A 23,708-nucleotide genomic window follows, 5' to 3' on the forward strand; every position below is an offset into this window, starting at 1 on the left:
TCCGCCGGAGGCGGGATGGCCGGCGCGTCCGGCTCCACGGCAGGCGGGGGCCGCTCCGGTTCGGTGACCAGGTTGACGAACCGGCCCCAAAGATCCTTCAGCGCCATGCGGTCTCCTCCTTGGCCGGGTTCCTCACGCCGGGAAGGCGTCCAGGTCGACCATGCCCGTGAACGCCGTGGCGACGGCGCCGGCCATCAGCACATGGCCGTCATCCCGCCAGGCGATGCGCAGGTCGCCGCCGGGCAGCGACACGGTGGCCTCGCGCGCCGAGAGGCCGCGGCGGGCCGCGTTCACCAGCGCCGCGCAGGCACCGGAACCGCAGGCGAGCGTCAGCCCCGCCCCGCGTTCCCAGACCACCAGCCGGAGATGGTCGGGCGCCAGGACCTGGACGAAGCCGATATTGGCCCGATCGGGGAACAGCGGATCGTGCTCCAGCAGCGGGCCGATCCGCGCGATGTCCAGCGCGGCGAGGTCGGGCACGAAGAAGGTGGCGTGGGGGTTGCCCATGGAGCAGGCGGCCGGGTCGGAAACGCCCGCGGCGGCCAGGGGCAGGTGCAGCGTGTCCGCCTCGCGCGCGAGCGGCACGGCCTGCCAGCCGAGCGCGGGGGCACCCATGTCCACGCGAACGGTACCATCGGGCAGGCGCTCCGAGGGAAGGTCGCCCGCGACGGTGCGGACGGTCGCGCCGTCCAGCCCGCTCTCGTCCATGGCCAGGGAGGCGACGCAGCGGGTGGCGTTGCCGCAGGCCCCGGCCTCGCTGCCGTCGGGGTTGCGGATGCGCATGAAGAGGTCGGCGCCCGCACCGCCCGGCTCCATCACGATGAACTGGTCGCAGCCGATCCCGGTGCGGCGGTCCGCGATGGCGGCGGCGCGGGCGGGGCTGATGGGCAGGGCGGCGCCACGGGCGTCCAGCACGACGAAATCGTTGCCGAGGCCGTGCATCTTGCGGAAGGGAATGATCATCGCGGTGCCGATATAGGCGCGCGCGGGCCCCGCCGGAAGCGGGGCCGCTAGCCCGCCGGGGTCGGCGTCGGGTCCAGCGTCGCCGCGGCGCCTGCCTCGCCCGGCATCAGCTCCGCCAGGACGTCGCCCGGAACGGCGTCGAAGCGCAGCCCGGCCTCGACGAAGAGGCGCGCGGAGATGTGCCCGCGGCGGTCCCATTCGGAGCGGGTGCCGTTGCGCGGCGCGGCCGCCACCACGCGGCGGATGCCCGCCTGGATGGAGAGCACGGCGCAGTGGTTGCAGACCGGCTTGCCCACGACGTAGAGCGTGCAGCCCCGCGCCTCCCGCCCCGCGAACAGAAGAGCGGACTGCTCGGCATGGACCATCATCTCGAGCTTGGTGGGCTTGTCCGAGAGCCGGTCCACGTCGTCCTCCACGCGGGAGGGGAAGCCGTTGAAGCCGGTGGCGACGATGCGGTTCAGCTCGGGCGCGACCATCACCGCGCCCACCCGGCCGCGCGGGTCCTTGGACCATTGCCGGATATGCGCGGCCAGGCCCAGGTAGCGCCCGTCCCATCGGGTCAGGCCCGTCACGGCGTCCTGCGTCATGCCGTCTTCCTCATGCCACGCATCACGGGGCCACCTCGCGCGCGCGCACCACGGTCACGCTGCACGGCGCCCGGGCCGCCACCTCGCCGGAAACGGAGCCGAGCACGGTCCGCAGCATCGAGTTCGCCCGCGCGCCCATCACGATGTGGTCCACCCCGTTCGCCTCGGCGTATTCCAGCAGGGGGGCTGCCGCGCTGGAACCCTCCAGGATGTGGAAGGTGATGCGCCCTTCCTCGATTCCCAGCGGCTCGGCCCAGTGCCGGAGCTCCACCAGGCGCTGGACGCGGGTGGAACGCCCCTTCTGGTCATGCGGGGAGTCCCCGGCGACGTAGCGGTCGAGCAGGACGTTCAGGCAAGCGACCCGGGCACCCGGCAGGGTGTGCAGCACGTTGCCGACGCTGGCGCGGAGCGCTTCCGCCAGCGGGAGGGTCTGCTCGCGGAGGTCCACCGCCACCGCCACGATCGGCGCGGCATGGGCCGTGGCGGCGGCGCGGCCCTGGCGCGGCGAGCGGTCGGTGTTGACGCGGCGCTCCAGGACCTTCAGCCACCCGTCGCGCCGCCGCTTCTCCGCGCGGGGCGTCAGCCGCACGGCCTCGGGGTTGCGGAGGTCGAAGGCGAGTTGGGCGGCGCTGGGCTGGCGTCGGGCCGGGTCCACCTCCAGGCAGCGGAGGATCACCTCCTGCAGCCAGGGCGGGCAGTCCGGGCGGAGGCGGCGGGGCGGCACGGGGTCGCGCCACAGGCGCTTGCGCACCGCGCTGAGGTGCTGCGGGTCGCCGAAGGGCAACTGGCCCGTGGTGAACTGGTAGAGCAGCACGCCCAGCGCGAAGAGATCGCTGCGCGGCTCGCTGCGCTGGCCGAGCGCCTGCTCGGGCGCCATGTAGGGCGCCGTGCCGTAGGGAATGCGGAACTCCTCCTCGATCAGGTCCGGCAGGCGGCCGTGGTGGGACAGGCCGAAATCCACCAGCACGGCGTCGCCACGCAGACCGTCCGGCGTGGGGCGGAACAGGATGTTCGCGGGCTTCACGTCCAGGTGGGAAACGCGCTGGCGGTGCAGCGCGGCGAGCGCCACGGCGACCTTCGCCCCGATCGTCGCCACCTCCTGCACGGGCAGCGGCAGTTCGCGCAGGCGGAGAAGGAGCGAGGGGCCGGGAATGCGCTCCATCGCGAGGTAGGGCTGCACGTCGAAGCCGGCCGCCGCGACGAAGCGCGGGACGTGCGGGCCGGTGAGGCGGGGCAGGATCATCTGCTCCATCTCGAAGGAAACGATCTGCGCGGCGTCCCCTCCCTCGAGGTGGGGGAGCTTCATCAGGAGGGGAAAGGGATGCTCGGGGTGGGTCACCTCGAAGATGGAGGACATCCCGCCCTCGTGCAGGGCGCGGCCCAGGGCGAAGCCGTCGACGGTGTCGCCGGAACGGGGGCGGCGGAGGGGCACCGGGGCTCAGCTTCCCGTGAAAAGGCGCGTGGCGAGGCTTTCGGGCAGCCCGGCGCGGCGGATCTTCGCGGCCGCGGCCTCCACGTCGTAGGGCACGCGCATCCAGCGCATCTCCGTGGTCTCCGGGTCCAGCAGCGCGTAACCGGCGGCGGGGTTGCCGTCCCGCGGCTGGCCGACGGCGCCGACGACCGCCAGCCACCGGCGCGGCCGGGAGAGGGGCACGGGCATGCCGGGGGTCGGGATGAAGGCCGAGCACTTCTCGGCCGCGGTGAGGCCGAAGAGGCGGGGGACGTGGACGTGCCCGCAGATGGTCACGCGCGCGGGCGTGCCCTCGAAGCTGCGGCGCGCTTCCAGGGGGCCGGTGACGTAGCGCCATTCACCGGGAGAGGAGGCATCGGCATGGACGAAGAGGCGGTCCTCGTCGGCGTATTCCAGGGGCAGCGTCTTCAGGAACTCACCGGCATCCGGGCTGAGCTGGCTGCGGGTCCACTCCATGGCGGCACCGGCCCGGCCGTTCATGCGCGCGCCGCGCTGGAACACCGCCTGGTCGTGGTTGCCCAGGATGGCGACGGCGCCGTGGGCGATGCGGTCCATCACCGTGCGGAGGCACCAGGCGGGGTCGGCGCCGTAGCCGACGATGTCGCCCAGGAAGACAAAGCGCGTCGCGCCGGCGGTGTCGGCGTGGTTGAGGCAGGCCGAGAGGGCCTCGCGGTTGGCATGGATGTCGGAGAGGATGGCGATCATCGCCGCCCATCATCGCGCGGGCCGCGCCACGGCGCCAGGACCGGAACAACCCGGAGGCGCCCGGCGCCGTGGCCCTTGCCCCTGGCCAGCCCTTCCCCTATACGCGCCGCTCCACGCGCCCCGGGCTTTCTCTGGGCTGCCCGGCCGTGGATCCGGCCCCCGCCGCATGGTGCGGCCTGTTCCCGCAAGGGGACGGCGCAAGGTGGGGCCGTCCATCCCCCGACCATGAGGAGGACCAAATGCCCAAGATGAAGACGACGTCTTCGGCCAAGAAGCGCTTCAAGATCACGGCCACCGGCAAGGTTCTCGCCGGCCCGGGCAAGAAGCGCCACAACCTCTCCGCCCGCTCGCAGAAGGTGAAGCGCCAGAACCGCGGCAACCAGGTGCTGCGCGACCAGGACGCGAAGACCGTCATGACCTGGCTGCCCTACGGCCTGCCGCGGTAAGCGAGAGGAGATCGAAGAATGGCTCGTGTTAAGCGCGGCGTAACCGCCCACGCCCGTCACAAGAAGGTCCTCAAGCTCGCCAAGGGCTATGTCGGCCGGTCCTCCACCGCCTTCCGCCCCGCGCTCGAGCGCGTCGAGAAGGCGCTGCAGTATGCCTACCGCGACCGCCGCAACAAAAAGCGCGAGTTCCGTGGGCTCTGGATCCAGCGCATCAACGCCGCCTGCCGCGAGAACGGGATCGTTTATTCCCGCTTCATCGCCGGCCTGAAGGGCGCGGGGATCGAGCTGGACCGCAAGGTGATGGCCGCCATCGCCTATGACGATCCCGCGTCCTTCGCCTCTCTGGTGGAGAAGGCCAAGGCCGCCCTGCCGGCTCAGGCTCAGGCCGCCGAGTAAGGGAAGCGAGGGCCCCACGGGGCCTTCCGACGAACGCCGGGGCCGCTCCGGCCGGGATATTCCCCGGCGGCGCGGCCCTTGGCATATGGGGCCCCCGCCGGCGCGGCCGATCCGTGCCGAGACAAGGATCAGGTTCGGGAATGGCTGACGACCTCGACATGCTGCGCGCCGACATCGAGGCCGCGATGGCCGGTGCGGAGGACCTGCGGGCGCTCGACGCCGTGCGCGTGGCCGCGCTGGGCAAGAGCGGGCAGGTGACGGCGTTGCTCAAGGGCCTGGGCGCCCTGCCCCCGGATGAGCGCCGGGCACGCGGCGCCGAGGTGAACGTCCTGAAGGGCGAGATCGAGCGCGCGCTCGAGCACCGCCGCGTGACGCTGGAGGCCTTCGCGCTGGACGCGCGGCTCGCGGCGGAGCGCCTCGACGTGTCCCTGCCGCCGCGCCTCGCCGCGCCCACGAGCCCTGAGGCGGGCAGCATCCACCCGATCTCCCGCACCATGGAGGAGCTGATCGCCCTCTTCGGCGCCATGGGCTTCGCGGTGGCGGAAGGGCCGGACATCGAGGGCGACTGGCACAACTTCTCCGCCCTCAACATTCCCGAGCACCACCCGGCGCGGCAGGACCACGACACCTTCTATCTCACGGCACCCGAGGGCGGCCGGCGCCCGGTGCTGCGCACCCACACGAGCCCCGTGCAGATCCGCACCATGCTTTCGCAGGAGCCGCCGATCCGCGTGATCGTGCCCGGCCGCACCTGGCGGGCGGACCACGACGCGACGCATTCGCCCATGTTCCATCAGGTGGAGGGGCTGGTGATCGGCCGCGACATCCACATGGGGCACCTGAAGGGCACGCTGGTCGATTTCCTGCGGGCCTTCTTCGGCATCGCCGACCTGCCCGTGCGCTTCCGCGCCAGCTACTTCCCCTTCACCGAGCCCTCGATGGAGGTGGATATCGGCTGGAGCCGCAAGACCGGGGAGCTCGGCCAGGGCGGCGACTGGCTGGAAATCCTCGGCTCCGGCATGGTCCATCCGAAGGTGCTCGCCAATGCCGGCATCGACCCGCGGGTGTGGCAGGGCTTCGCCTTCGGCATGGGGATCGAGCGGATCACCATGCTCAAGCACGGCATCCCCGACCTCCGGCCCTTTTACGAGGCCGATCTCCGCTGGCTGCGCCACTACGCGGCCAGCCCGCTCTCCCCCTTCACCCTGCACGACGCATCCTGAGAGGGGCGGCCTGAGACATGAAGTTCACCCTCTCCTGGCTGCGCGACCACCTCGACACCGACGCGCCGCTGGAACGCATCCTGGCAACGCTCAACACCATCGGGCTCGAGGTCGAGGGCGTGGAGGACCGCGCGGCGGCGCTCGCCCCCTTCCGCATCGCCTATGTGGTTGAGGCGGTGCAGCACCCGAACGCCGACCGGCTGCGCGCGCTGAAGGTGGACATCGGCGACGGCACCATCCGCTCCGTGGTCTGCGGCGCGCCGAACGCGCGCACGGGGATGAAGGCGGTCGCCGCCCTTCCCGGCGCCTTCGTGCCGGGCACGGGCATCACGCTGAAGGCCGGCGAGATCCGCGGCGTGAAGAGCGAGGCCATGCTGCTCTCCTCCCGCGAGATGGGGCTGGGGGATGACCACAGCGGCATCGTGGACCTGCCGGAGGACGCGCCCGTGGGCGCCTCCTACGCCGAGTGGGCGAAGATGGGCGATCCCGTGATCGAGATCAGCGTGACGCCCAACCGTGGCGACGCGCTGGCGGTGCGCGGCGTCGCGCGCGACCTGGCGGCGGCCGGGATCGGCACGCTCAGGCCCTGGAACCCCGAGCAGGTCGCGCCCGCCTACCCCACGCCGCTGGAATGGGTGATCGACGATCCCCGCGCCTGCATCCAGGTGCTGGGCCGCGCGGTCCGGGGCGTGACGAACGGCCCCTCCCCGCAGTGGATGCAGGACCGGCTCACGGCGATCGGGCTCAGGCCGATCAACGCGCTGGTGGACGTCACCAACTTCTTCACCTTCGACCTCGGCCGCCCGCTGCACGTCTTCGACGTGGCGAAGGTGCGGGGCCGGACGCTGACCATGCGGCTGGGGCGCGAGGGCGACGAGTACCTGGCGCTGAACGGCAAGACCTATCGCCCGACGCCCGAGGACATCGTGATCGCCGACGAGGCCGGGGTGGAAAGCCTCGCGGCCATCGTCGGCGGCGAATCCACGGGCTGCGACGAGACCACGCGCGAGGTCTTCATCGAGTGCGCGCTCTTCGATCCCGTGCGGATCGCCCTCACCGGGCGGCGCCACCAGGTGCACAGCGATGCCCGCGCCCGCAACGAGCGCGGCCTCGACCCCGCCGCCCAGCGCGCGATGCTGGAGGCGGCGACGCGCATGGTCATCGACCTCTGCGGCGGCGAGGCGAGCGGCATCACCGAGGCGGGCGCCGAGCCCGCCTGGGAGCGCGAGGCGACGCTGCGCTTCGAGCGGATCGGGGGGCTCGGCGGGTCCTCCATCGGCGCCCTGCGCGCGATCCAGTCGCTGGAGGCGCTGGGCTTCGCCGTCCGGGACTGGCAGCCGGACCGCAGCGTCACCGTCGCCGTTCCCTCCTGGCGGAACGACGTGGCCTCCTCCCGCTCGGCCTATCGCGCGGGCGGCTCGGAGCTGGCGCAGGAGCCGGGGCTGGAGCCGGCCCGCGCCGCCGCCGCCGCCGAGGGCGCGGACGAGATCGAGGCCGAGTGCGACCTGCTGGAGGAAGTGCTGCGGCTGGAAGGGCTGGACGCCATTCCCGCCGTTTCCCTGCCGGTGGACAGCCCCCTGCCCCTCCCCGCGCTCACGCCGCGCCAGTCGCGCGCGGCGCTGGCCCGGCGCGTGCTGGCCTCGCGTGGGCTCGCGGAGGCCGTGACCTACGGCTTCACCGCGCGCGCCACCGCCGCCCTGTTCGGGGAGGTGCCGGAATCGCTGCGGGTGGAGAACCCCATCGCGGCCGACCTCGACCAGATGCGGCCGACCCCCGTGGCGAGTCTTCTTCTCGCGGCGGGGCGGAACGCGGCGCGGGGCATTCCGGACGTTTCCCTCTTCGAGATCGGCGCCTCCTACGTCTCCCCTGCGCCGGAGGGGCAGCTCGCCACGGCGGCGGGCCTGCGGCTCGGCCGCACGGCGCGCCACCCGCTCGATCCCTCCCGGGCCATGGACGCGCTGGACGCAAAGGGGGACGCGCTGGCGGTGCTGCTCGCCCTCGGCGTGGCGCCGGCCGCGCTGAGCGTCACCACCGATGCGCCCGCCCATTACCACCCCGGCCGCTCCGGCGTGCTGCGCAGCGGGCCGAAGCTGCCGCTCGCGCGCTTCGGGGAGCTGCACCCGCGCGTTCTCTCCGCGCTGGGCATCGACGGGCCGGCGATTGCCTTCGAGGTGCTGCTCGATTCGGTCCCCGAGCCGAAGCGCCGCAAGAAGGCGGCGCCGGACCTGCCGGCCTTCCAGCCGGTGCGCCGCGACCTCGCCTTCCTGGTGGACGCCTCGGTGCCGGCGGAGAACCTGCTGCGCGCCGCGCGGGGCGCCGACCGGCACCTGGTCGCCGAGGTGTCCCTCTTCGACCGCTATGCCGGGGACCGGCTGCCGGAGGGCAAGGTCTCGCTCGCCATGGAGGCCGTGCTCCAGCCGCGGGACCGGACGCTGACCGATGCGGAGATCGAGGGCGTGATCGCCAAGGTGGTCGCGGCCGTGACCAAGGCGACCGGGGCCACCCTGCGGGGCTGACCGCGGCCGTGCTAAGGCTTCCCGGGCGCCCCACGCGGCGCCCAGGAGGACCCGAGCCATGGCGCAAGACGCCCCCCGCCCCTTCCGCTACCCCGTGCCCGAGCTGGGTTCGCTGCCCGAGGACATCTGCGAGCGCATCCTGGCCGTGCAGGAGAAGGCGGGCTTCGTGCCCAACGTCTTCCTGCTGCTGGCCCGGCGGCCCGAGGAGTTCCGCGCCTTTCTGGCCTATCACGACGCCCTCATGGAGAAGCGCGAGGGCCTGACGGCGGCGGAGCGGGAGATGATCGTGGTGGCGGTGTCCGCCGCCCATTCCTGCCAGTACTGCGTGGTGGCGCATGGCGCGATCCTGCGCGTCCGGGCCAAGGACCCGCTGATCGCCGACCTCGTGGCCACCAACTACCGCAAGGCCGGGCTGCCGCCCCGGCACCGGGCCATGCTGGACTATGCGCTGAAGGTCGGCACCCAGTCCCACCTGGTGGGGGAAGCGGACCACGCCGCCCTGGCCGAGGCCGGCTTCACCGAGGACGAGGCCTGGGACATCGGGGCCATCGCCGCCTTCTTCTCCATGTCCAACCGCCTGGCCAATGCGACGGACCTGCGGCCGAACGTGGAATTCCACATGCTCGGGCGCCGGTGAAGGTTCCCGCGGGCGGCCTCCGGGGGCGTGCGGCGACCGGCCTGCCGGCGGACCGCCAGCTGGCCCGCGAGCTGTATTTCCGCGACACCCCGCGCGCCGTTCGCTACCGCTACGGGCTCCTCGCCCTCGACGCGGTCACGCTCGTCTTCATCATCGCCACCTCCTTCATCGAGCGGACCACGGCGGTGGAGGTGGCGGACACGCTGCTGGGCCTGGTGCTGCTGGCCGAATTCGGCCTGCGCCTGCGCGCCAGCCCACGACCCTGGCGGGAGCTGGCCCACCCGGCGACGATCGCAGACGCGGTGGCGATCGTCTGCTTCCTGATCCCCTCGCTTGGCGCGGCCGCCGGCTTCCTCAGGGCGCTGCGCGTCCTGCGGCTGCTCCGCTCGCCGAGGCTGCTGAACCGGCTGCGGCGCGACCTGCCGACCTTCAAGCAGAACGAAGACTCGGTCGTGGCGGCGACCGACCTCCTGGTCTTCATCTTCATCATGACCGGCCTGGTCTATGAAACCCAGTACCGGAGCAACCCGCAGATCGGCGACTATGCCGACGCCCTTTACTTCACCATCACGGCCCTGACGACCACGGGCTTCGGGGACATCACCCTGCCCGGCCGCACGGGGCGGCTGCTCAGCGTCGTCATCATGTTTTGCGGAGTGACTTTGTTCCTCCGGCTGGCCCAGTCCCTGTTCCGGGCCACCAAGGTCCGCTTCCCTTGCCCCCAATGCGGGCTGCAGCGGCACGAGCCGGACGCGGTGCACTGCAAGGCCTGCGGGCATATCCTCAACATCCCCGACGAGGGGAGCTGAGGGGCCGGCTGCCATCGTGCTTGGCCCCGGGGCCGCCCTGCCCTATTTGATGGGCTGAGACGCCCCCAGAATGGCCGGGACCTGCCCGCCCACGGCCCGGAACCGCATGACCGACACGCCCCTCGACCGTATCCGCAACTTCTCGATCATCGCCCATATCGACCACGGGAAATCCACGCTCGCCGACCGCCTGATCCAGACCACCGGGGGCCTCACCGCCCGCGAGATGACGGAGCAGGTGCTCGACAACATGGACATCGAGAAGGAGCGCGGCATCACCATCAAGGCGCAGACCGTGCGCCTGGATTACCGTGCGCAGGATGGCCGGGACTATGTCCTGAACCTGATGGACACGCCGGGCCACGTGGACTTCGCCTATGAGGTGTCCCGCAGCCTCGCCGCCTGCGAGGGCAGCCTCCTGGTGGTGGACGCCTCCCAGGGCGTGGAGGCGCAGACTTTGGCGAACGTGTACCAGGCGCTGGACGCCGGGCACGAGATCGTCCCGATCCTGAACAAGGTGGACCTGCCGGCCGCCGAGCCCGACCGGGTGAAGCAGCAGATCGAGGACGTGATCGGCCTGCCGGCGGATGATGCCGTGATGATCTCCGCCAAGACCGGGCTGAACATCGAGGGCGTGCTGGAGGCGATCGTCACCCGCCTGCCCCCGCCCAAGGGCGACGCGGAGGCGCCGACCAAGGCGCTGCTGGTGGACAGCTGGTACGACCCCTATCTCGGCGTCGTCATCCTGGTGCGGGTCAAGGAAGGCCGCCTGCGCAAGGGCCAGAAGATCCGCATGATGGCCGCGGGCTCCACCCACGTCATCGAGCAGGTCGGCGTGTTCCGGCCGAAGATGCAGCAGGTCGAGTCCCTGGGGCCGGGCGAGATGGGCTACATCAACGCCGCCATCAAGACCGTGGCCGACACCAACGTGGGCGACACCATCACCGAGGACCGCCGCCCGGCGGAGGAGGCGCTGCCTGGCTTCAAGCCCTCCATCCCCGTGGTGTGGTGTGGCCTTTACCCGGTGGACGCCGACGACTTCGAGAAGCTGCGCGACAGCCTGGCGAAGCTGCGGCTGAACGACGCCTCCTTCCACTTCGAGGCGGAAAGCTCGGCGGCGCTGGGCTTCGGGTATCGGTGCGGCTTCCTCGGCCTGCTGCACCTCGAGATCATCCAGGAGCGCCTGTCGCGCGAGTTCGACCTGGACCTGATCGCGACGGCGCCGAGCGTCGTCTACAAGCTGCGCATGAACAACGGGACGGAGCGCGAGCTGCACAATCCCGCCGACATGCCCGATGTCGTGCAGATCGAGAGCATCCAGGAGCCCTGGATCAAGGCCACGATCTTCGTGCCCGACGAGTACCTGGGCAACATCCTCACCCTGTGCAGCGAGCGGCGCGGCCAGCAGGTGGAGCTGACCTATGTCGGCAGCCGCGCCATGGCCGTCTACCGCCTGCCGCTGAACGAGGTGGTGTTCGACTTCTATGACCGCCTGAAGTCGATCTCCCGCGGCTACGCCTCCTTCGACTACCAGATGGACGGATACGAGGAGGGCGACCTCGTGAAGATCGGCATCCTCGTGAACAACGAGCCGGTGGATGCGCTCTCCTTCATGGCGCACCGTTCCCAGGCGGAGCGCCGCGGGCGGTCCATCTGCGAGAAGCTGAAGGACCTGATCCCCCGCCAGCTCTTCAAGATCCCCATCCAGGCCGCGATCGGCGGGCGGGTCATTGCGCGCGAGACGATCGGCGCCATGTCCAAGGACGTGACCGCCAAGTGCTACGGCGGCGACATCTCCCGCAAGCGCAAGCTTCTCGACAAGCAGAAGGAGGGCAAGAAGCGGATGCGGCAGTTCGGCAAGGTCGAGATCCCGCAGAGCGCCTTCATCGCCGCCCTCAAGATGGATAGCTGAAGCCCAGCCTGTGCTTGACAGGGCGGCCGCTTTTCTGCGACCGCCCGGCGCGCCACGACCTCGCAACGATAAAGGGAATGCCACGTCCATGACCCAGATGACGCGCCGCCGCGCCCTTGCGCTTGCCGCTGCCCTGGCCGCGCCCGCGCTCCTCCCGGGGATCGCGGCCGCCCAGCCGGCCTACCCGAACCGCCCCATCACGGTGATCGTGCCCTTCGCGGCCGGCGGCCCGACGGACGTGGTCACGCGGCTGGTGGCGGAGGTCATGGCGCGCGACCTCGGCCAGCCCGTGGTGGTGGAGAACGTGGGTGGCGCCGGCGGCACGCTGGGCGCGCAGCGCGTCGCCCAGGCCCGGCCGGACGGGCATACGCTGCTGCTGCACCACATCGGCATGGGCACCACGCCGTCGCTGTACCGGCGCCTGGCCTATGACCCCGTGAACGGCTTCGAGCCGGTGGGCCTCGTCACCGAGGTGCCGATGACCATCATCGCCAAGAAGGACTTCCCGGCCGCGAACCTCGCGGACATGGTGCGCGTGATGCGCGAGCAGAAGCTGAGCATCAACCTGGCCAATGCCGGCGTGGGCGCGGCGTCGCACCTGTGCGGTTTGCTGCTGCAATCGGCGGTGCAGGCGCAGGTCACCACCATCCCGTATCGCGGCACCGGCCCTGCCATGACCGACCTGATCGGCGGCACGGTGGACCTGATGTGCGACCAGACCACCAACACCACCCAGCAGATCCGCTCGGGCGCCGTGCGCGCCTATGCCGTGACCACCTCCGAGCGCAACGCCGCCCTGCCGGACCTGCCCACCGCCGCGGAGGCCGGGCTTCCGGGCTTCGAGGTTTCCGTGTGGCACGGCCTCTATGCCCCGCGCGGCACCGATGCCGCCATCGTCAACCGGCTCTCGCGCTCGCTGCAGGTGGCGCTGCGGGAGGAGCGGCTGGTGGCGCGCTTCGCCGAGCTCGGCACCACGCCGGTGAGTCAGGAGCGCGCGACGCCGGCGGCCCACCGGGCCTACTGGCAGGCGGATATCGCCAAGTGGCGCCCGATCATCCAGGCGGCCGGGCAGTACGCCGACTGAGCCTCCGGCGATGAGCCGCCCTGAACCTTTCGTGACTCGGTAGGGCGGAAACCCGGCCGGTCTTGACAGGGTGGCGTCCGGACGCCACCCCCAACCGCGTGCGACGCGCCTTGCGCGCGGATCGCACGCCGCACCAGGATCAACGGAGACAGTCTGCATGGCGAGCCTGACCGGACGACGTGTCCTGGTGGTGGAAGACGAGACACTGGTCGCCATGCTGGTGGAGGACACGCTGGCCGATGCGGGCGTCGTCGTGCTCGGCCCGGTGGCGACGGTTGCGGAGGCCCTGGCGATGCTGGAGCGGGACCGCCCCGACCTTGCGGTGCTCGACCTCAATCTGGCGGGCGAGACCTCTGAACCCGTCGCCGATGCGCTGATCCGTCTCGAAGTGCCTTTCGTGGTGGCCTCCGGCTATGGCGCGGCGGGGCTTCCGCAGCGGCTGGCGGGCATTCCCGTTCTGGCCAAGCCCTATGCTCCCGAGGACCTGACGGCAGCCCTGGCCCGCCTGCCGGTGGCGTGAGGCACCGCCGGGCTGTTGTGCGGCCCGGGGCTTGCTAACCTTCCGGCCATGACCGCCGGACCCATCGCCTTCACCTTGAACGGCTCTCCCCGCATCCTGCCATCGGGGATCTCGCCCACCATGACGCTGCTCGACTGGCTGCGCGGCCCCGCCGGGTTGTGCGGCACCAAGGAGGGCTGCGCCGAGGGCGACTGCGGCGCCTGCACCGTGGTGATCGAGGAAGCGGACGGGGCGCGCGTGCCGGTGAATGCCTGCCTGGCGCTGCTGGGTCAGGTGCATGGCCGGGCGGTGCGCACCGTGGAGGGGCTGGGCGGCCCCGCCGCGCCCCACCCCATCCAGCGCGCGCTGGCCGAGGCGGATGCCACGCAGTGCGGCTTCTGCACGCCGGGTATCGTCATGACGGCCTGGGCCCATGCGCGGGAGGGCGGCGACGTGCATGACGCGCTGGCGGGCAACCTCTGCCGCTGCACGGGCTACCGGCCCATCGTGGAGGCTTTCGCCGGGTTGCGCGACGACGGGGCGGCGCCGCCCGCGGCACCCGTTCTCGCCAGCACCCGCCTGGAAGCACCGGGGCAGGTTTTCCACCGCCCGCAGACGCTGGAGGCGCTGCTGGCGCTGCGCGCCGCCCACCCCGACGCCTGGCTGCTTTCGGGCGGCACCGACCTCGGCCTGCGCGTTTCCGAGGCGCGGGAGGCGCCGCCGCTGGTGATCTGCCTCTCCGACGTGCCCGGGCTGAACGGGCTGGAGGCGAGCGCCGAGGGCCTGCGCGTGGGCGCTGCCACGAGCTACCGCCGCCTGCTCGCGGCCTGCGAGGCAGACCACGCCTACGCGCCCCTGGCGGCGCTGCTGCGCCGGCTCGGCTCGCGCCAGATCCGCGGCATGGGCACGTTGGGCGGCAATCTCGGCACGTCCTCCCCGATCGGGGACGCGCTGCCGCCGCTGCTGGCCCTGGGCGCATCGCTCCGCATCGCGGGGCCCGGGGGCACGCGCGGCATGCTGGTGGAGGACTTCCTCACGGGGTACCGCAGCAACGCGCTGGCACCGGGGGAGGTGATCCTGGACGTGCTGATCCCCCGCCCGCCAGCCGGTGCGCTGTTTGCGGCGGAGAAGCTTTCCAAGCGGCCGGACCAGGACATCACCACCGTGGGGCTTTCGGCGGTGATCTCCGTTGCGGGGGGGCGCGTCTCGACGGCTCGCATCGCGCTCGGCGGAACCGGGCCGCGGGCGGAGCGCTGCGCCGCGGCCGAAGCGGCGCTGGCCGGCCGCCCCTGGGCGCGGGAAACGGTGGAGCAGGCCGCCTCCGCGCTGGAGGCCGCCATCGCCCCGCTCACCGATCTCCGCGCCAGTGCGGAATACCGCCGCCTGGCCGCGGGGAACCTGCTGCGGCGGCTCTGGCACCGCCAGGCGGAGGCCGCGTGATGGACGCCCTGCCCCGTCACACCGGGCCCGGCGCGGCCCTGCGCCAGGACAGCGCCCTGAAGCACACCACGGGCGAGGCCCGCTTCGCCGACGACCTGCCCATGCCGGCGGGCCTGCTGCACGCCGCCCTCGTCCTCTCGCCGGTGGCCCATGGCCGGCTCGCGCCGATCGACCTGTCTCCCGCCATGGCGGTGCCGGGCGTGGTGGCGGCGCTCGGTCCCTCCGACATTCCCGGCCGCAACGACATCGCTCAGGCCAAGCGTGCCCCCGAGCACATGCTGGCCGAGGGGCTGGTCGAATACTGGGGCCAGCCGCTGGCCTTGGTGGTGGCCGAGACGCGCGACGCCGCCCTGGCGGGCGCGGCGGCGGTGAAGCCGGCGATCGAGCCGTTGCGGCCCGTTCTCTCGGTCGCGGAGGCGCTGGATTCGGGTGCCTTCCTGATGCCGCCGACCGTGATGACGCGCGGCGACGCGCCGGCCGCCATCGAGCGGGCGCCGCGGCGCCTGTCCGGCACCTTCCACGCGGGCGGGCAGGAGCACTTCTACCTGGAGGGGCAGATCGCGCTGGCGGTGCCGGGGGAGGACGGCGACCTCGTCATCCATTCCTCCACCCAGCACCCGACGGAGGTGCAGCACATCTCGGCCCGCATCCTCGGCTGCGACCACAACCGGATCTCGGTGCAGGTGCGGCGGCTGGGCGGCGGCTTCGGGGGGAAGGAAAGCAACGCGTCCTGGGTGGCGGCCTGCGCGGCCATGGCGGCGCGGCGCACCGGACGGCCGGTGAAGCTGCGGCTGGGGCGCAAGCAGGACATCGCCGCCACCGGCAAGCGCCACCCCATGCTGTTCCGCTGGGAGGCAGGCTTCGACGAGGCCGGCCGCATCCTGGCGCTGGAGGCCACCCTGGCCGCGGATGGCGGGCACAGCGTGGACCTTTCGGCCGGGGTGGTGTTCCGCTCGGTCACGCACGCGCTGAACTGCCTGGACGTGCCGGCGGTGAAGATCACGGGGGTGGCCTGCAAGACCAACACGGTGAGCAACACCGCCTTCCGCGGCTTCGGCGGGCCTCAGGGCGTGCTGCTGATGGAGGATGTGACCCACCGCATCGCCCGCCACCTCGGCACCACCCAGGAGGCCGTGCGCGAGCGCAACTTGGCCGGCGGCGGGAACGATGCCGTCACGCCCTATGGCCAGGCGCTGGAGGGCGACCTGATCCGTCGCGTCTGGGCGGAGTGCCGGGACGGCGCGGACTGGGCGCGGCGGCGGGCGGAGGTGGACGCCTTCAACGCGCGGCAGGGGGTGGTGAGGCGCGGCCTCGGCAGCTTCGTGCTGGCCTTCGGCATCTCCTTCGGCGTGATGTCCATGAACCAGGCGGGCGCGCTGGTGCACGTGTACGAGGACGGCTCCATCCGGCTGAACCATGGCGGCACGGAGATGGGCCAGGGACTGTTCATCAAGATCGCCCAGGTGGTGGCCGGCGTGTTCGGCGTGCCGGTGGAGCGCGTGCGGATCACCGCGACCAGCACGGCGGAGGTGCCCAACACCGCCCCCACCGCGGCCAGCACGGGGTCGGACCTCAACGGCTGGGCGGCGCAGATCGCGGCCACGGCCATCCGCACGCGCATGGCCGAGCTGGCCGCGGCGGAATGGGGCGTGCGGCCGGAGGAGGTGCTTTTCAAGGAGGACGAGGTTTTTGCCGGCAACCACCGCATGGGCTTCGGAGAGCTGGCGCATCGCTGCGTGCAGGCGCGCGTCTCGCTTTCCTCCACGGGGTTCTACCGGACGCCGGGCATTCACTGGGATCCGGCGGCGCTGAAGGGCGAACCCTATTTCTACTTCTCCTATGGCGCCGCCATCGCGGAGGTGGAACTGGACCTCCTGACGGGGGAGCAGCGGATGGTCCGGGCGGATCTCGTGCAGGATTGCGGGCGTTCGCTGAACCCCTCGGTGGATCGCGGGCAGATCGAGGGCGCCTTCGTGCAGGGCCTGGGCTACCTGACCTGCGAGGAGCTGTGGTGGGACGGCGAGGGCCGGCTGCGCACCCTCGGCCCCTCCACCTACAAGATCCCGGGCTCGCGCGACGTGCCGCCTGTGATGAACGTGCGGCTGCTGGAGGGAGCGCCGGCGCGGGCCGACACCGTGTTCCGCTCCAAAGCCGTGGGAGAGCCGCCGCTGATGCTGGCGACCGCCGTGTGGAACGCGCTGCGGGACGCGGCGGGGGTGGACCGGCTGGACCTGCCGGCGACGCCCGAGCGCCTGCTGATGGCCGCGCGCGGGGAGACTTGCCGGCAGCGGCCCTGACCCATACCGTGCCCGGAGCCCGCCTCTTGAGCGGGGCAGAGGAAACGGCATGAGCAACAGCCTGGGCAGCGGCTTCAGGGGCCTCGACTACGATCTCGGCGAGACGGCCGACGCGCTTCGCGACCAGGTCGCGGCCTTTGCCGCCGACGAGATCGCGCCGCGCGCCGCCGAGATCGACCGGAGCAACGAGTTCCCGGCCGAGCTTTGGCGCAAGTTCGGCGATCTCGGCCTGCTCGGCATCACGGCGCCCGAGGAATACGGTGGCGCCGCCATGGGCTACCTTGAGCACTGCGTGGCGATGGAGGAGCTGAGCCGTGCCTCCGCGAGCGTCGGGCTGTCCTATGGCGCGCATTCAAACCTTTGCGTGAACCAGATCGCCCGCAACGGAAACGCGGAGCAGAAGGCGCGCTACCTGCCCCGGCTCATCACCGGGGAGCATGTGGGCGCGCTGGCGATGAGCGAGCCGGGCGCGGGTTCGGACGTGGTGGGGATGCGCACGCGGGCGGAGCGGCGGGGTGACCGCTATATCCTCAACGGCGGCAAGTTCTGGATCACCAACGGGCCGGATGCGAACGTGCTGGTGGTTTATGCCAAGACCGACCCGGATGCGGGGCCGCGCGGCATCACCGCCTTCCTGATCGAGAAGGGGTTCAAGGGGTTCTCCACCGCGCAGAAGCTCGACAAGCTGGGCATGCGCGGCTCCAACACCTGCGAGCTGGTCTTCGAGGATTGCGAGGTGCCGGCCGAGAACGTGCTGGGCAGCGAAGGCCGCGGCGTGAACGTGCTGATGAGCGGGCTGGACTACGAGCGCGCGGTGCTGGCGGCCGGGCCACTGGGCATCATGCAGAGCTGCCTCGATATCGTCCTGCCCTATGTCCATGACCGCAGGCAGTTCGGCAAGCCGATCGGCGAGTTCCAGCTCATGCAGGGCAAGATCGCCGACATGTACACGGTGATGTCGGCGGCCAAGTCCTATGTCTACACCGTCGCCAAGGCCTGCGACCGTGGGCAGACCACGCGCAAGGACGCGGCGGGCGCCATCCTTTACGCCGCGGAGAAGGCCACCTGGATGGCGCTGGAGGCGATCCAGGCACTCGGCGGCAACGGGTACATCAACGACTATCCCACCGGCCGCCTGCTTCGCGACGCGAAGCTCTATGAGATCGGCGCGGGCACGAGCGAGATCCGGCGCATGCTGATCGGGCGCGAACTCTTCGCCGAGACCGCCTGATGCCGGCCCTTCCCACGGCGGTCGATGCGCGCTCGCCGGAATACGCGGAGAACGCGGCGCGGATGCGCGCCCTGGTGGAGGATCTTCGCGCGCAGGCCGACCGCGTGCGGCAGGGCGGCGGGGAGGCCGCGCGCGAGAAGCACCTGTCGCGCGGAAAGCTGCTGCCGCGCGACCGCGTGCGCTCGCTGATCGACCCTGCCTCGCCGTTCCTGGAGGTCGGGCAGCTCGCCGCGCATGGCTTCTACAAGGACGAGGTGCCCTCGGCCGGACTCATCACCGGCATCGGGCGCGTGGCGGGCCGCGAGTGCATGGTCGTGGCGAACGACGCAACGGTGAAGGGCGGCACCTATTTCCCGCTGACGGTGAAGAAGCACCTGCGCGCGCAGGAGATCGCCGAGCAGAACCGCCTGCCCTGCATCTACCTCGTGGATTCCGGCGGCGCCAACCTGCCGAACCAGGACGAGGTCTTCCCCGACCGCGACCACTTCGGCCGCATCTTCTTCAACCAGGCGAACATGTCCGCCCGCGGCATCCCGCAGATCGCGGTTGTGATGGGAAGCTGCACGGCGGGCGGCGCCTATGTGCCGGCCATGTCGGACCAGAGCGTCATCGTGCGCAACCAGGGCACCATTTTCCTCGCCGGCCCACCGCTCGTGAAGGCCGCGACCGGCGAGGTGGTCTCGGCCGAGGACCTCGGCGGCGCGGAGGTGCATTCGCGTATCTCGGGCGTGACCGACCACATGGCCGAGAACGATGCCCACGCGCTCGGCATCGCCAGGCGGATCGTGGCCGGGTTGAACACGCGCAAGCCCGCTTCGCTCGACATCGCGCCGCCCCGCCCGCCGGTCCACGATCCGGCCGGCATCCACGGGCTGATCCCGGCCGACCTCCGGGAGCCCTACGACGTGCGGGAGGTGATCGCGCGGCTGGTGGACGCCTCGGAGTTCGACGAGTTCAAGCCGCTCTACGGTCCGACGCTGGTGACGGGCTTCGCGCGGCTGCACGGCTATCCCGTGGGGATCGTCGCCAACAACGGCGTGCTGTTTTCGGAAAGCGCGCAGAAGGGAGCGCACTTCATCGAGCTGTGCTGCCAGCGCGGCATTCCGCTGGTGTTCCTGCAGAACATCACGGGCTTCATGGTCGGCCGGAAATACGAGAGCGGCGGCATCGCCAAGGATGGCGCCAAGATGGTGACGGCGGTGGCCACCGCGACGGTGCCGAAGTTCACGGTGGTGATCGGAGGCTCCTTCGGCGCCGGCAACTACGGCATGTGCGGCCGCGCCTATTCGCCCCGCTTTCTGTTCATGTGGCCCAATGCCCGCATCGGCGTGATGGGGGGCGAGCAGGCGGCCTCGGTTCTTTCCACGCTGCGCCGCGACGCCATCGAGGCCAGGGGCGGCACCTGGCCGGCCGAGGAGGAGGAGCGCTTCAAGGCGCCGCTGCGCGAGCAGTACGAGACGCAGGGCCATCCCTACTACGCCACGGCGCGGCTCTGGGACGACGGGATCATCGACCCGGCCGACACCCGCACGGTGCTGGCCTTGGCCATCTCGGCCTCCCTGAACGCGCCGGTGGAGTCCTGGTCGGACCGCAAGCCGGGCTTTGGCCTGTTCCGGATGTGACGCGCATGTTCAGCACCATCCTGATCGCCAACCGTGGCGAGATCGCCGTCCGCGTCATCCGCACCGCCCGCCGCATGGGCATCCGCACCGTCGCCGTGCATTCGGACGCCGATGCGGAGGCGATGCACGTGGCCCTGGCCGATGAGTCCCGCCGGATCGGCCCGGCGCCGGCGCGGGAAAGCTACCTGCGCATCGACGCCATCATCGCGGCGGCGAAGGCTTCGGGCGCGGAGGCCATCCATCCCGGCTACGGCTTCCTTTCGGAGAACGCGGAATTCGCCGAGGCCTGCGCCGCGGCCGGGATCGTCTTCATCGGCCCGCCCGCTTCCGCCATTCGCGCCATGGGCTCGAAATCGGCCGCCAAGGCACTGATGGAGCGCGCGGGCGTGCCGCTCGTGCCCGGCTACCACGGCGACGACCAGTCCGCGGCGACGCTGCGCGCGGCGGCGGAGCGCATCGGCTACCCCCTGCTGATCAAGGCCAGCGCCGGCGGTGGCGGCAAGGGCATGAAGATCGTGGAATCCGCGGCAGGGCTGGAGGAAGGTCTGGCGCTGGCCAAGGGCGAGGCGCGCTCGGCCTTCGGCGACGACCACGTGCTGCTGGAGCGCTACCTCACCCGGCCCCGGCACATCGAGATCCAGGTCTTCGCCGACAGCCAGGGCAACACCGTGCACCTGTTCGAGCGCGACTGCTCGATCCAGCGCCGCCACCAGAAGGTGGTGGAGGAAGCCCCCGCCCCCGGCATGGACCCCGCCCGGCGCGAGGCCATGGGCCGCGCTGCCTGCGATGCCGCGCGTGCCATCGGCTATGTGGGCGCCGGCACGGTCGAGTTCATCGCCGAGGGCGACACCTTCGCCTTCATGGAGATGAACACCCGCCTTCAGGTGGAGCACCCGGTGACGGAGGCGATCACCGGGCAGGACCTGGTGGAGTGGCAGTTGCGCGTGGCGGCCGGAGAGCCCCTGCCCCTCTCGCAGGACGCCCTCCGCATCGACGGCCATGCCATCGAGGTGCGGGTCTACGCGGAGGATCCGGCGCGGGATTTCGCGCCCTCCACCGGGCGCGTGGACCATCTGCGCTTTCCCGAGAAGATGCCCGGCGCGCGGATCGACACGGGCATCCGGCAGGGCGATGCGGTCACCATCCACTACGACCCGATGATCGCGAAGCTGATCGTCCACGGGCCGGACCGCGTGGCGGCGCTGGCCCGGCTCTCGCGCGCGCTGGCCGGCACGGAGGTCGCGGGGCCCGCCACCAACCTCGCGCTGCTCCGCGCGATCGCCGCCAACACGGATTTCCGGCGCGGCGAGCTGGACACCGGTTTCATCGCCCGCCACGCGGACACCCTGCTGGCGTTGCCCGGCCCGGCGCCACGGTCCGCCCTGGCAGCCGCGGTCGCGCGGCTCCTGCTGGACCTGTCTCCGCCGGTGGCGTTGGCCGGGGCCGATCCCTTCTCCCCCTGGAACGCCCCGACCGCCTGGCGCCTGAACGGCGACGGCTTCCAGGACTTCGTGCTGGAGGATAGCGAGGCCATCCACACCCTGCGCGCCCATCTCCGTGCCGACGGCTTCCGGCTGGACCTGCCGGATGGCCCCATGGAGGTTTCCGCCTCCGAGGCGGCGGACGGCATGGTGTCGCTGCGCCTGGGCGGGGACATCCTCCGTGCCCGCGCGCTGCGCCGTGGCGATCGCATCACCGTGTTCATCGACGGCGCCGCGCATGGGCTGCGCCACCTGGACCCGCGCGCGCCGGTGGAGGGCGCGGGCGCGGCCGCCGGGCGCATCCTCGCGCCCATGCCGGGCAAGGTGCTCGACGTGATGGTGCGCCCGGAACAGGCCGTCACGCGGGGTACGGTGCTGCTGGTACTGGAGGCGATGAAGGTGCAGATGCGGATCACCGCCCCTGCGGATGGCATCGTCTCGGCCGTGCTCTGCGCGCCCGGTGACCTCGTGGAGGATGGGGCGGAGCTGGTGTCGCTGGCCTGAGGCCGCCTCAGCCTTCTTCCAGGCGCTCCGACAACCGGGCGGCCTCACCGCGCAAGGCCGTGCCGATCCCTGTCAGGCCGATGCGGCGGAGCTGTTCGCTGACGCCCACCACGACCAGCGCGTGGGAAACGCGGCCTCTCGGCATCACGGGCGCGGCGATCACCGTCACGCCCGCGATGTAGCGGCCGTCGTCCACCGCGGAGCCGCTCTCCTTCGTGGCCTGCACGTCGGCCCGCCACTGCGGAAGGCTCGGCGGGTCTTCCCGGCGCAGCGTGTGGAGGCGGCGCTCCACCTCCTTCGAGGGGTGCCCGCCGAAGGCCGCGATGCAGCGGCCCGTGGCGCTGATCAGTGCGGGAAAGCGGCTTCCCACATCCACCTCAGGCGCAGGGCATGCCCCGGCCTCGCGATGGCGACCGCCACGATGTGGTCCAGCCCGGTCGCCTCCACCCCGATCGCCGCCGCGCCGTACTCGCGCGCCAGCCGGTCCAGCACGGGCTGGGCGAGGTTGCTGAACGGATCCTTGCGCAGCATGCCCCGGGCCAGGGCCACCAGGCCGCTCGCCAGGGCATGGCGCTTGGTGTCGGGATCGAAGGACAGAAGCTGCCACGGCCGCGGCGGCGCGGGCGGAACCCGACGGCTACACCCTTCTCTGGGGCACCAACGGCACGCATGCCGGAAACGAGTTCATGTACGCCTTCCTCGGCTTCGATCCCGTCCGGGATTTCGAGCCGGTGGCGGGCATCCTGCGCTTCGGCATGGCGCCGGGCACGGCGCGCAACGGGCCGTTCCGCTCGGTGGCGGACCTGGTCGCGGCGGCGGGCGAGCAGCCCGGGAAGGTCGCGGTGGGCCTGCCCAGCACCACCGCCCGCGCGGTGCTGCAGATGATCCGGGAGAGACGCAGCGCCGACCTGCTGCCCGTTCCCTATACCGGCAGGGGCCAGGCGCTCACCGGCATGCTGCGCGGGGACGTGCATGCCTCGATCGACACCGTCACCGCCATGCTCGGCCCCAACCGGCAGGAGCAGGTGGTGCCCATCGCCGTTTCCACGGCGAACCGCATCGAGGCGCTGTCAAACATGCCCACGCTGAAGGAGGCTGGGGTGGACGCGACGCTGGAGGCCTGGAACGCCCTGTACGCACCCCGCGCGACACCGGCGGCCGTGGTGCAGGCGCTGAACCGCGCCGCCATCACGGCGCTGGGCGATCCCGCGATCAAGGCGATGCTGGTGCATGACGGCGCCGACCCGATGGGAGGACCCCCGGAGGACCTCGCCGCGCCGATGCGGCGCGATCGCCCGATCGTCCGAAGCCTGGGACTGGCACCGCAGTAACACCCGACCGGAGGATGGCGCGCATGGACCACCTGATGCCGCAGCGCGCCGCCGGTGCGGAGGCGGGGCCTGCCTGGAAGGATCCACTGGCGGGGCTGCGCGTGCTGGAGCCCCCGGAAAAGGGCGACGAGACGCGCGGCTTCGCACCCTTCCTCGCGGGTGAGAGCCATTACTTCCCGGGCCTCGATCGCGGCAAGCGCAGCCTGGTCGTGGACATCAGGCAGCCCGAGGGCGCGGAGATCCTGCGCGGCCTCGCCTGCGCATCGGACGTGCTGATCGAGAACTTCCGCCCGGGCGTGATGGACCGGCTGGGCCTCGGGGCCGAGGCGCTGATGGTGGCCAACCCGCGGCTGGTCGACTGCGCCATCCGGAGGAGCGCATCTCTTCCCTGCGCGCACGGGGCATCATCGGCGGGGAGGACGGCTGACCCTTCTCGACCCCCGGCTGCCCGCGGCTCACCCATCCGAAATCCAGACGAGGCCTTCTTTTTTTAGCGCCCGATCATCGAAATCTCTTTTCGCGGCCTCGTGATGAGGGTTAGGAATGCGTGCGTT

Annotated in this window: 21 protein-coding genes and 1 pseudogene; 16 read left to right on the top strand and 6 right to left on the bottom strand. The window is 71.7% G+C overall.

The genetic code is table 11. The features are described 5' to 3' along the window. Positions 1-132 precede the first annotated feature (132 nt). The 4 genes from dapF to ACFFIC_RS01410 are packed head-to-tail and all read right to left on the bottom strand — an operon-like array spanning position 133 to position 3,726. Positions 133-963: a diaminopimelate epimerase gene (gene dapF, locus ACFFIC_RS01395; RefSeq protein ID WP_377048224.1), complete on the bottom strand. Its 831-nt coding sequence runs from the start codon at positions 961-963 to the stop codon at positions 133-135. Between the two features lie 47 nt (positions 964-1,010). Then, positions 1,011-1,550, bottom strand: coding sequence for a deaminase (locus tag ACFFIC_RS01400; RefSeq protein ID WP_377048225.1), 540 nt, complete (start codon positions 1,548-1,550; stop codon positions 1,011-1,013). A gap of 22 nt (positions 1,551-1,572) precedes the next feature. Next, positions 1,573-2,982 carry a protein kinase domain-containing protein gene (locus ACFFIC_RS01405; RefSeq protein ID WP_377048226.1) on the bottom strand — a complete coding sequence of 470 codons (1,410 nt, stop codon included), beginning with the start codon at positions 2,980-2,982 and terminating at the stop codon, positions 1,573-1,575. A 6-nt stretch (positions 2,983-2,988) separates the two neighbouring features. After that, on the bottom strand, positions 2,989-3,726 hold the full coding sequence (locus ACFFIC_RS01410) for a metallophosphoesterase family protein (RefSeq protein ID WP_377048227.1): 738 nt from the start codon (positions 3,724-3,726) through the stop codon (positions 2,989-2,991). A 239-nt stretch (positions 3,727-3,965) separates the two neighbouring features. On the opposite strand from ACFFIC_RS01410, the gene rpmI reads away from it, so the two are divergent. The 14 genes from rpmI to ACFFIC_RS01480 all read left to right on the top strand — a co-directional run bounded on the left by rpmI (position 3,966) and on the right by ACFFIC_RS01480 (position 21,823). After that, positions 3,966-4,172, top strand: a complete 207-nt coding sequence (gene rpmI / locus ACFFIC_RS01415; protein ID WP_043836759.1) for a 50S ribosomal protein L35 — start codon at positions 3,966-3,968, stop codon at positions 4,170-4,172. A gap of 18 nt (positions 4,173-4,190) precedes the next feature. Next, on the top strand, positions 4,191-4,568 hold the full coding sequence (rplT, locus tag ACFFIC_RS01420) for a 50S ribosomal protein L20 (RefSeq protein WP_377048228.1): 378 nt from the start codon (positions 4,191-4,193) through the stop codon (positions 4,566-4,568). Between the two features lie 140 nt (positions 4,569-4,708). After that, positions 4,709-5,791, top strand: coding sequence for a phenylalanine--tRNA ligase subunit alpha (gene pheS / locus ACFFIC_RS01425; RefSeq protein WP_377048229.1), 1,083 nt, complete (start codon positions 4,709-4,711; stop codon positions 5,789-5,791). Between the two features lie 17 nt (positions 5,792-5,808). Continuing rightward, positions 5,809-8,307: a phenylalanine--tRNA ligase subunit beta gene (locus ACFFIC_RS01430; RefSeq protein ID WP_377048230.1), complete on the top strand. Its 2,499-nt coding sequence runs from the start codon at positions 5,809-5,811 to the stop codon at positions 8,305-8,307. A gap of 58 nt (positions 8,308-8,365) precedes the next feature. Beyond that, on the top strand, positions 8,366-8,944 hold the full coding sequence (locus ACFFIC_RS01435; RefSeq protein WP_377048231.1) for a peroxidase-related enzyme: 579 nt from the start codon (positions 8,366-8,368) through the stop codon (positions 8,942-8,944). Next, positions 8,941-9,753: a potassium channel family protein gene (locus ACFFIC_RS01440; RefSeq protein ID WP_377048232.1), complete on the top strand. Its 813-nt coding sequence runs from the start codon at positions 8,941-8,943 to the stop codon at positions 9,751-9,753. Before ACFFIC_RS01435 ends, ACFFIC_RS01440 begins: the two co-directional genes overlap by 4 nt. A gap of 106 nt (positions 9,754-9,859) precedes the next feature. Beyond that, the gene (gene lepA, locus ACFFIC_RS01445) at positions 9,860-11,665 is read left to right on the top strand and encodes a translation elongation factor 4 (RefSeq protein WP_377048233.1); all 1,806 of its coding nucleotides are present in this window, start codon (positions 9,860-9,862) and stop codon (positions 11,663-11,665) included. Between the two features lie 88 nt (positions 11,666-11,753). Beyond that, a complete protein-coding gene (locus tag ACFFIC_RS01450) occupies positions 11,754-12,749 on the top strand; it encodes a tripartite tricarboxylate transporter substrate binding protein BugD (protein WP_377048235.1) in 996 nt (331 codons plus the stop codon). A gap of 157 nt (positions 12,750-12,906) precedes the next feature. Then, positions 12,907-13,269, top strand: coding sequence for a response regulator (locus ACFFIC_RS01455; RefSeq protein WP_377048236.1), 363 nt, complete (start codon positions 12,907-12,909; stop codon positions 13,267-13,269). Positions 13,270-13,317: 48 nt separating this feature from the next. After that, complete coding sequence (locus ACFFIC_RS01460; RefSeq protein ID WP_377048237.1) at positions 13,318-14,688, top strand: xanthine dehydrogenase small subunit; 1,371 nt, start codon at positions 13,318-13,320, stop codon at positions 14,686-14,688. After that, positions 14,688-16,985: a xanthine dehydrogenase molybdopterin binding subunit gene (gene xdhB / locus ACFFIC_RS01465; protein WP_377048238.1), complete on the top strand. Its 2,298-nt coding sequence runs from the start codon at positions 14,688-14,690 to the stop codon at positions 16,983-16,985. Before ACFFIC_RS01460 ends, xdhB begins: the two co-directional genes overlap by 1 nt. Positions 16,986-17,034: 49 nt before the next feature. Continuing rightward, positions 17,035-18,216 carry an isovaleryl-CoA dehydrogenase gene (locus ACFFIC_RS01470; protein ID WP_377048239.1) on the top strand — a complete coding sequence of 394 codons (1,182 nt, stop codon included), beginning with the start codon at positions 17,035-17,037 and terminating at the stop codon, positions 18,214-18,216. Further along, positions 18,216-19,838 carry a carboxyl transferase domain-containing protein gene (locus ACFFIC_RS01475; protein WP_377048240.1) on the top strand — a complete coding sequence of 541 codons (1,623 nt, stop codon included), beginning with the start codon at positions 18,216-18,218 and terminating at the stop codon, positions 19,836-19,838. The genes ACFFIC_RS01470 and ACFFIC_RS01475 overlap by 1 nt, the downstream gene beginning before the upstream one ends. Positions 19,839-19,843: 5 nt before the next feature. Continuing rightward, on the top strand, positions 19,844-21,823 hold the full coding sequence (locus ACFFIC_RS01480; RefSeq protein WP_377048241.1) for an acetyl/propionyl/methylcrotonyl-CoA carboxylase subunit alpha: 1,980 nt from the start codon (positions 19,844-19,846) through the stop codon (positions 21,821-21,823). A gap of 7 nt (positions 21,824-21,830) precedes the next feature. Here ACFFIC_RS01480 and ACFFIC_RS01485 read toward each other — a convergent pair whose 3' ends face one another. Further along, on the bottom strand, positions 21,831-22,193 hold the full coding sequence (locus tag ACFFIC_RS01485; protein WP_377048242.1) for an IclR family transcriptional regulator domain-containing protein: 363 nt from the start codon (positions 22,191-22,193) through the stop codon (positions 21,831-21,833). Beyond that, positions 22,169-22,372: a hypothetical protein gene (locus tag ACFFIC_RS01490; protein WP_377048243.1), complete on the bottom strand. Its 204-nt coding sequence runs from the start codon at positions 22,370-22,372 to the stop codon at positions 22,169-22,171. Before ACFFIC_RS01490 ends, ACFFIC_RS01485 begins: the two co-directional genes overlap by 25 nt. A gap of 68 nt (positions 22,373-22,440) precedes the next feature. On the opposite strand from ACFFIC_RS01490, the pseudogene ACFFIC_RS01495 reads away from it, so the two are divergent. Further along, a pseudogene (locus ACFFIC_RS01495) lies at positions 22,441-23,154 on the top strand (Bug family tripartite tricarboxylate transporter substrate binding protein); the annotation flags it as partial. 23 nt (positions 23,155-23,177) lie between these two features. Continuing rightward, a complete protein-coding gene (locus ACFFIC_RS01500; RefSeq protein WP_377048244.1) occupies positions 23,178-23,648 on the top strand; it encodes a CoA transferase in 471 nt (156 codons plus the stop codon). Positions 23,649-23,708: the final 60 nt, after the last annotated feature.

This window comes from Muricoccus vinaceus (assembly GCF_042433125.1).
Lineage (GTDB): Bacteria > Pseudomonadota > Alphaproteobacteria > Acetobacterales > Acetobacteraceae > Roseomonas > Roseomonas vinacea.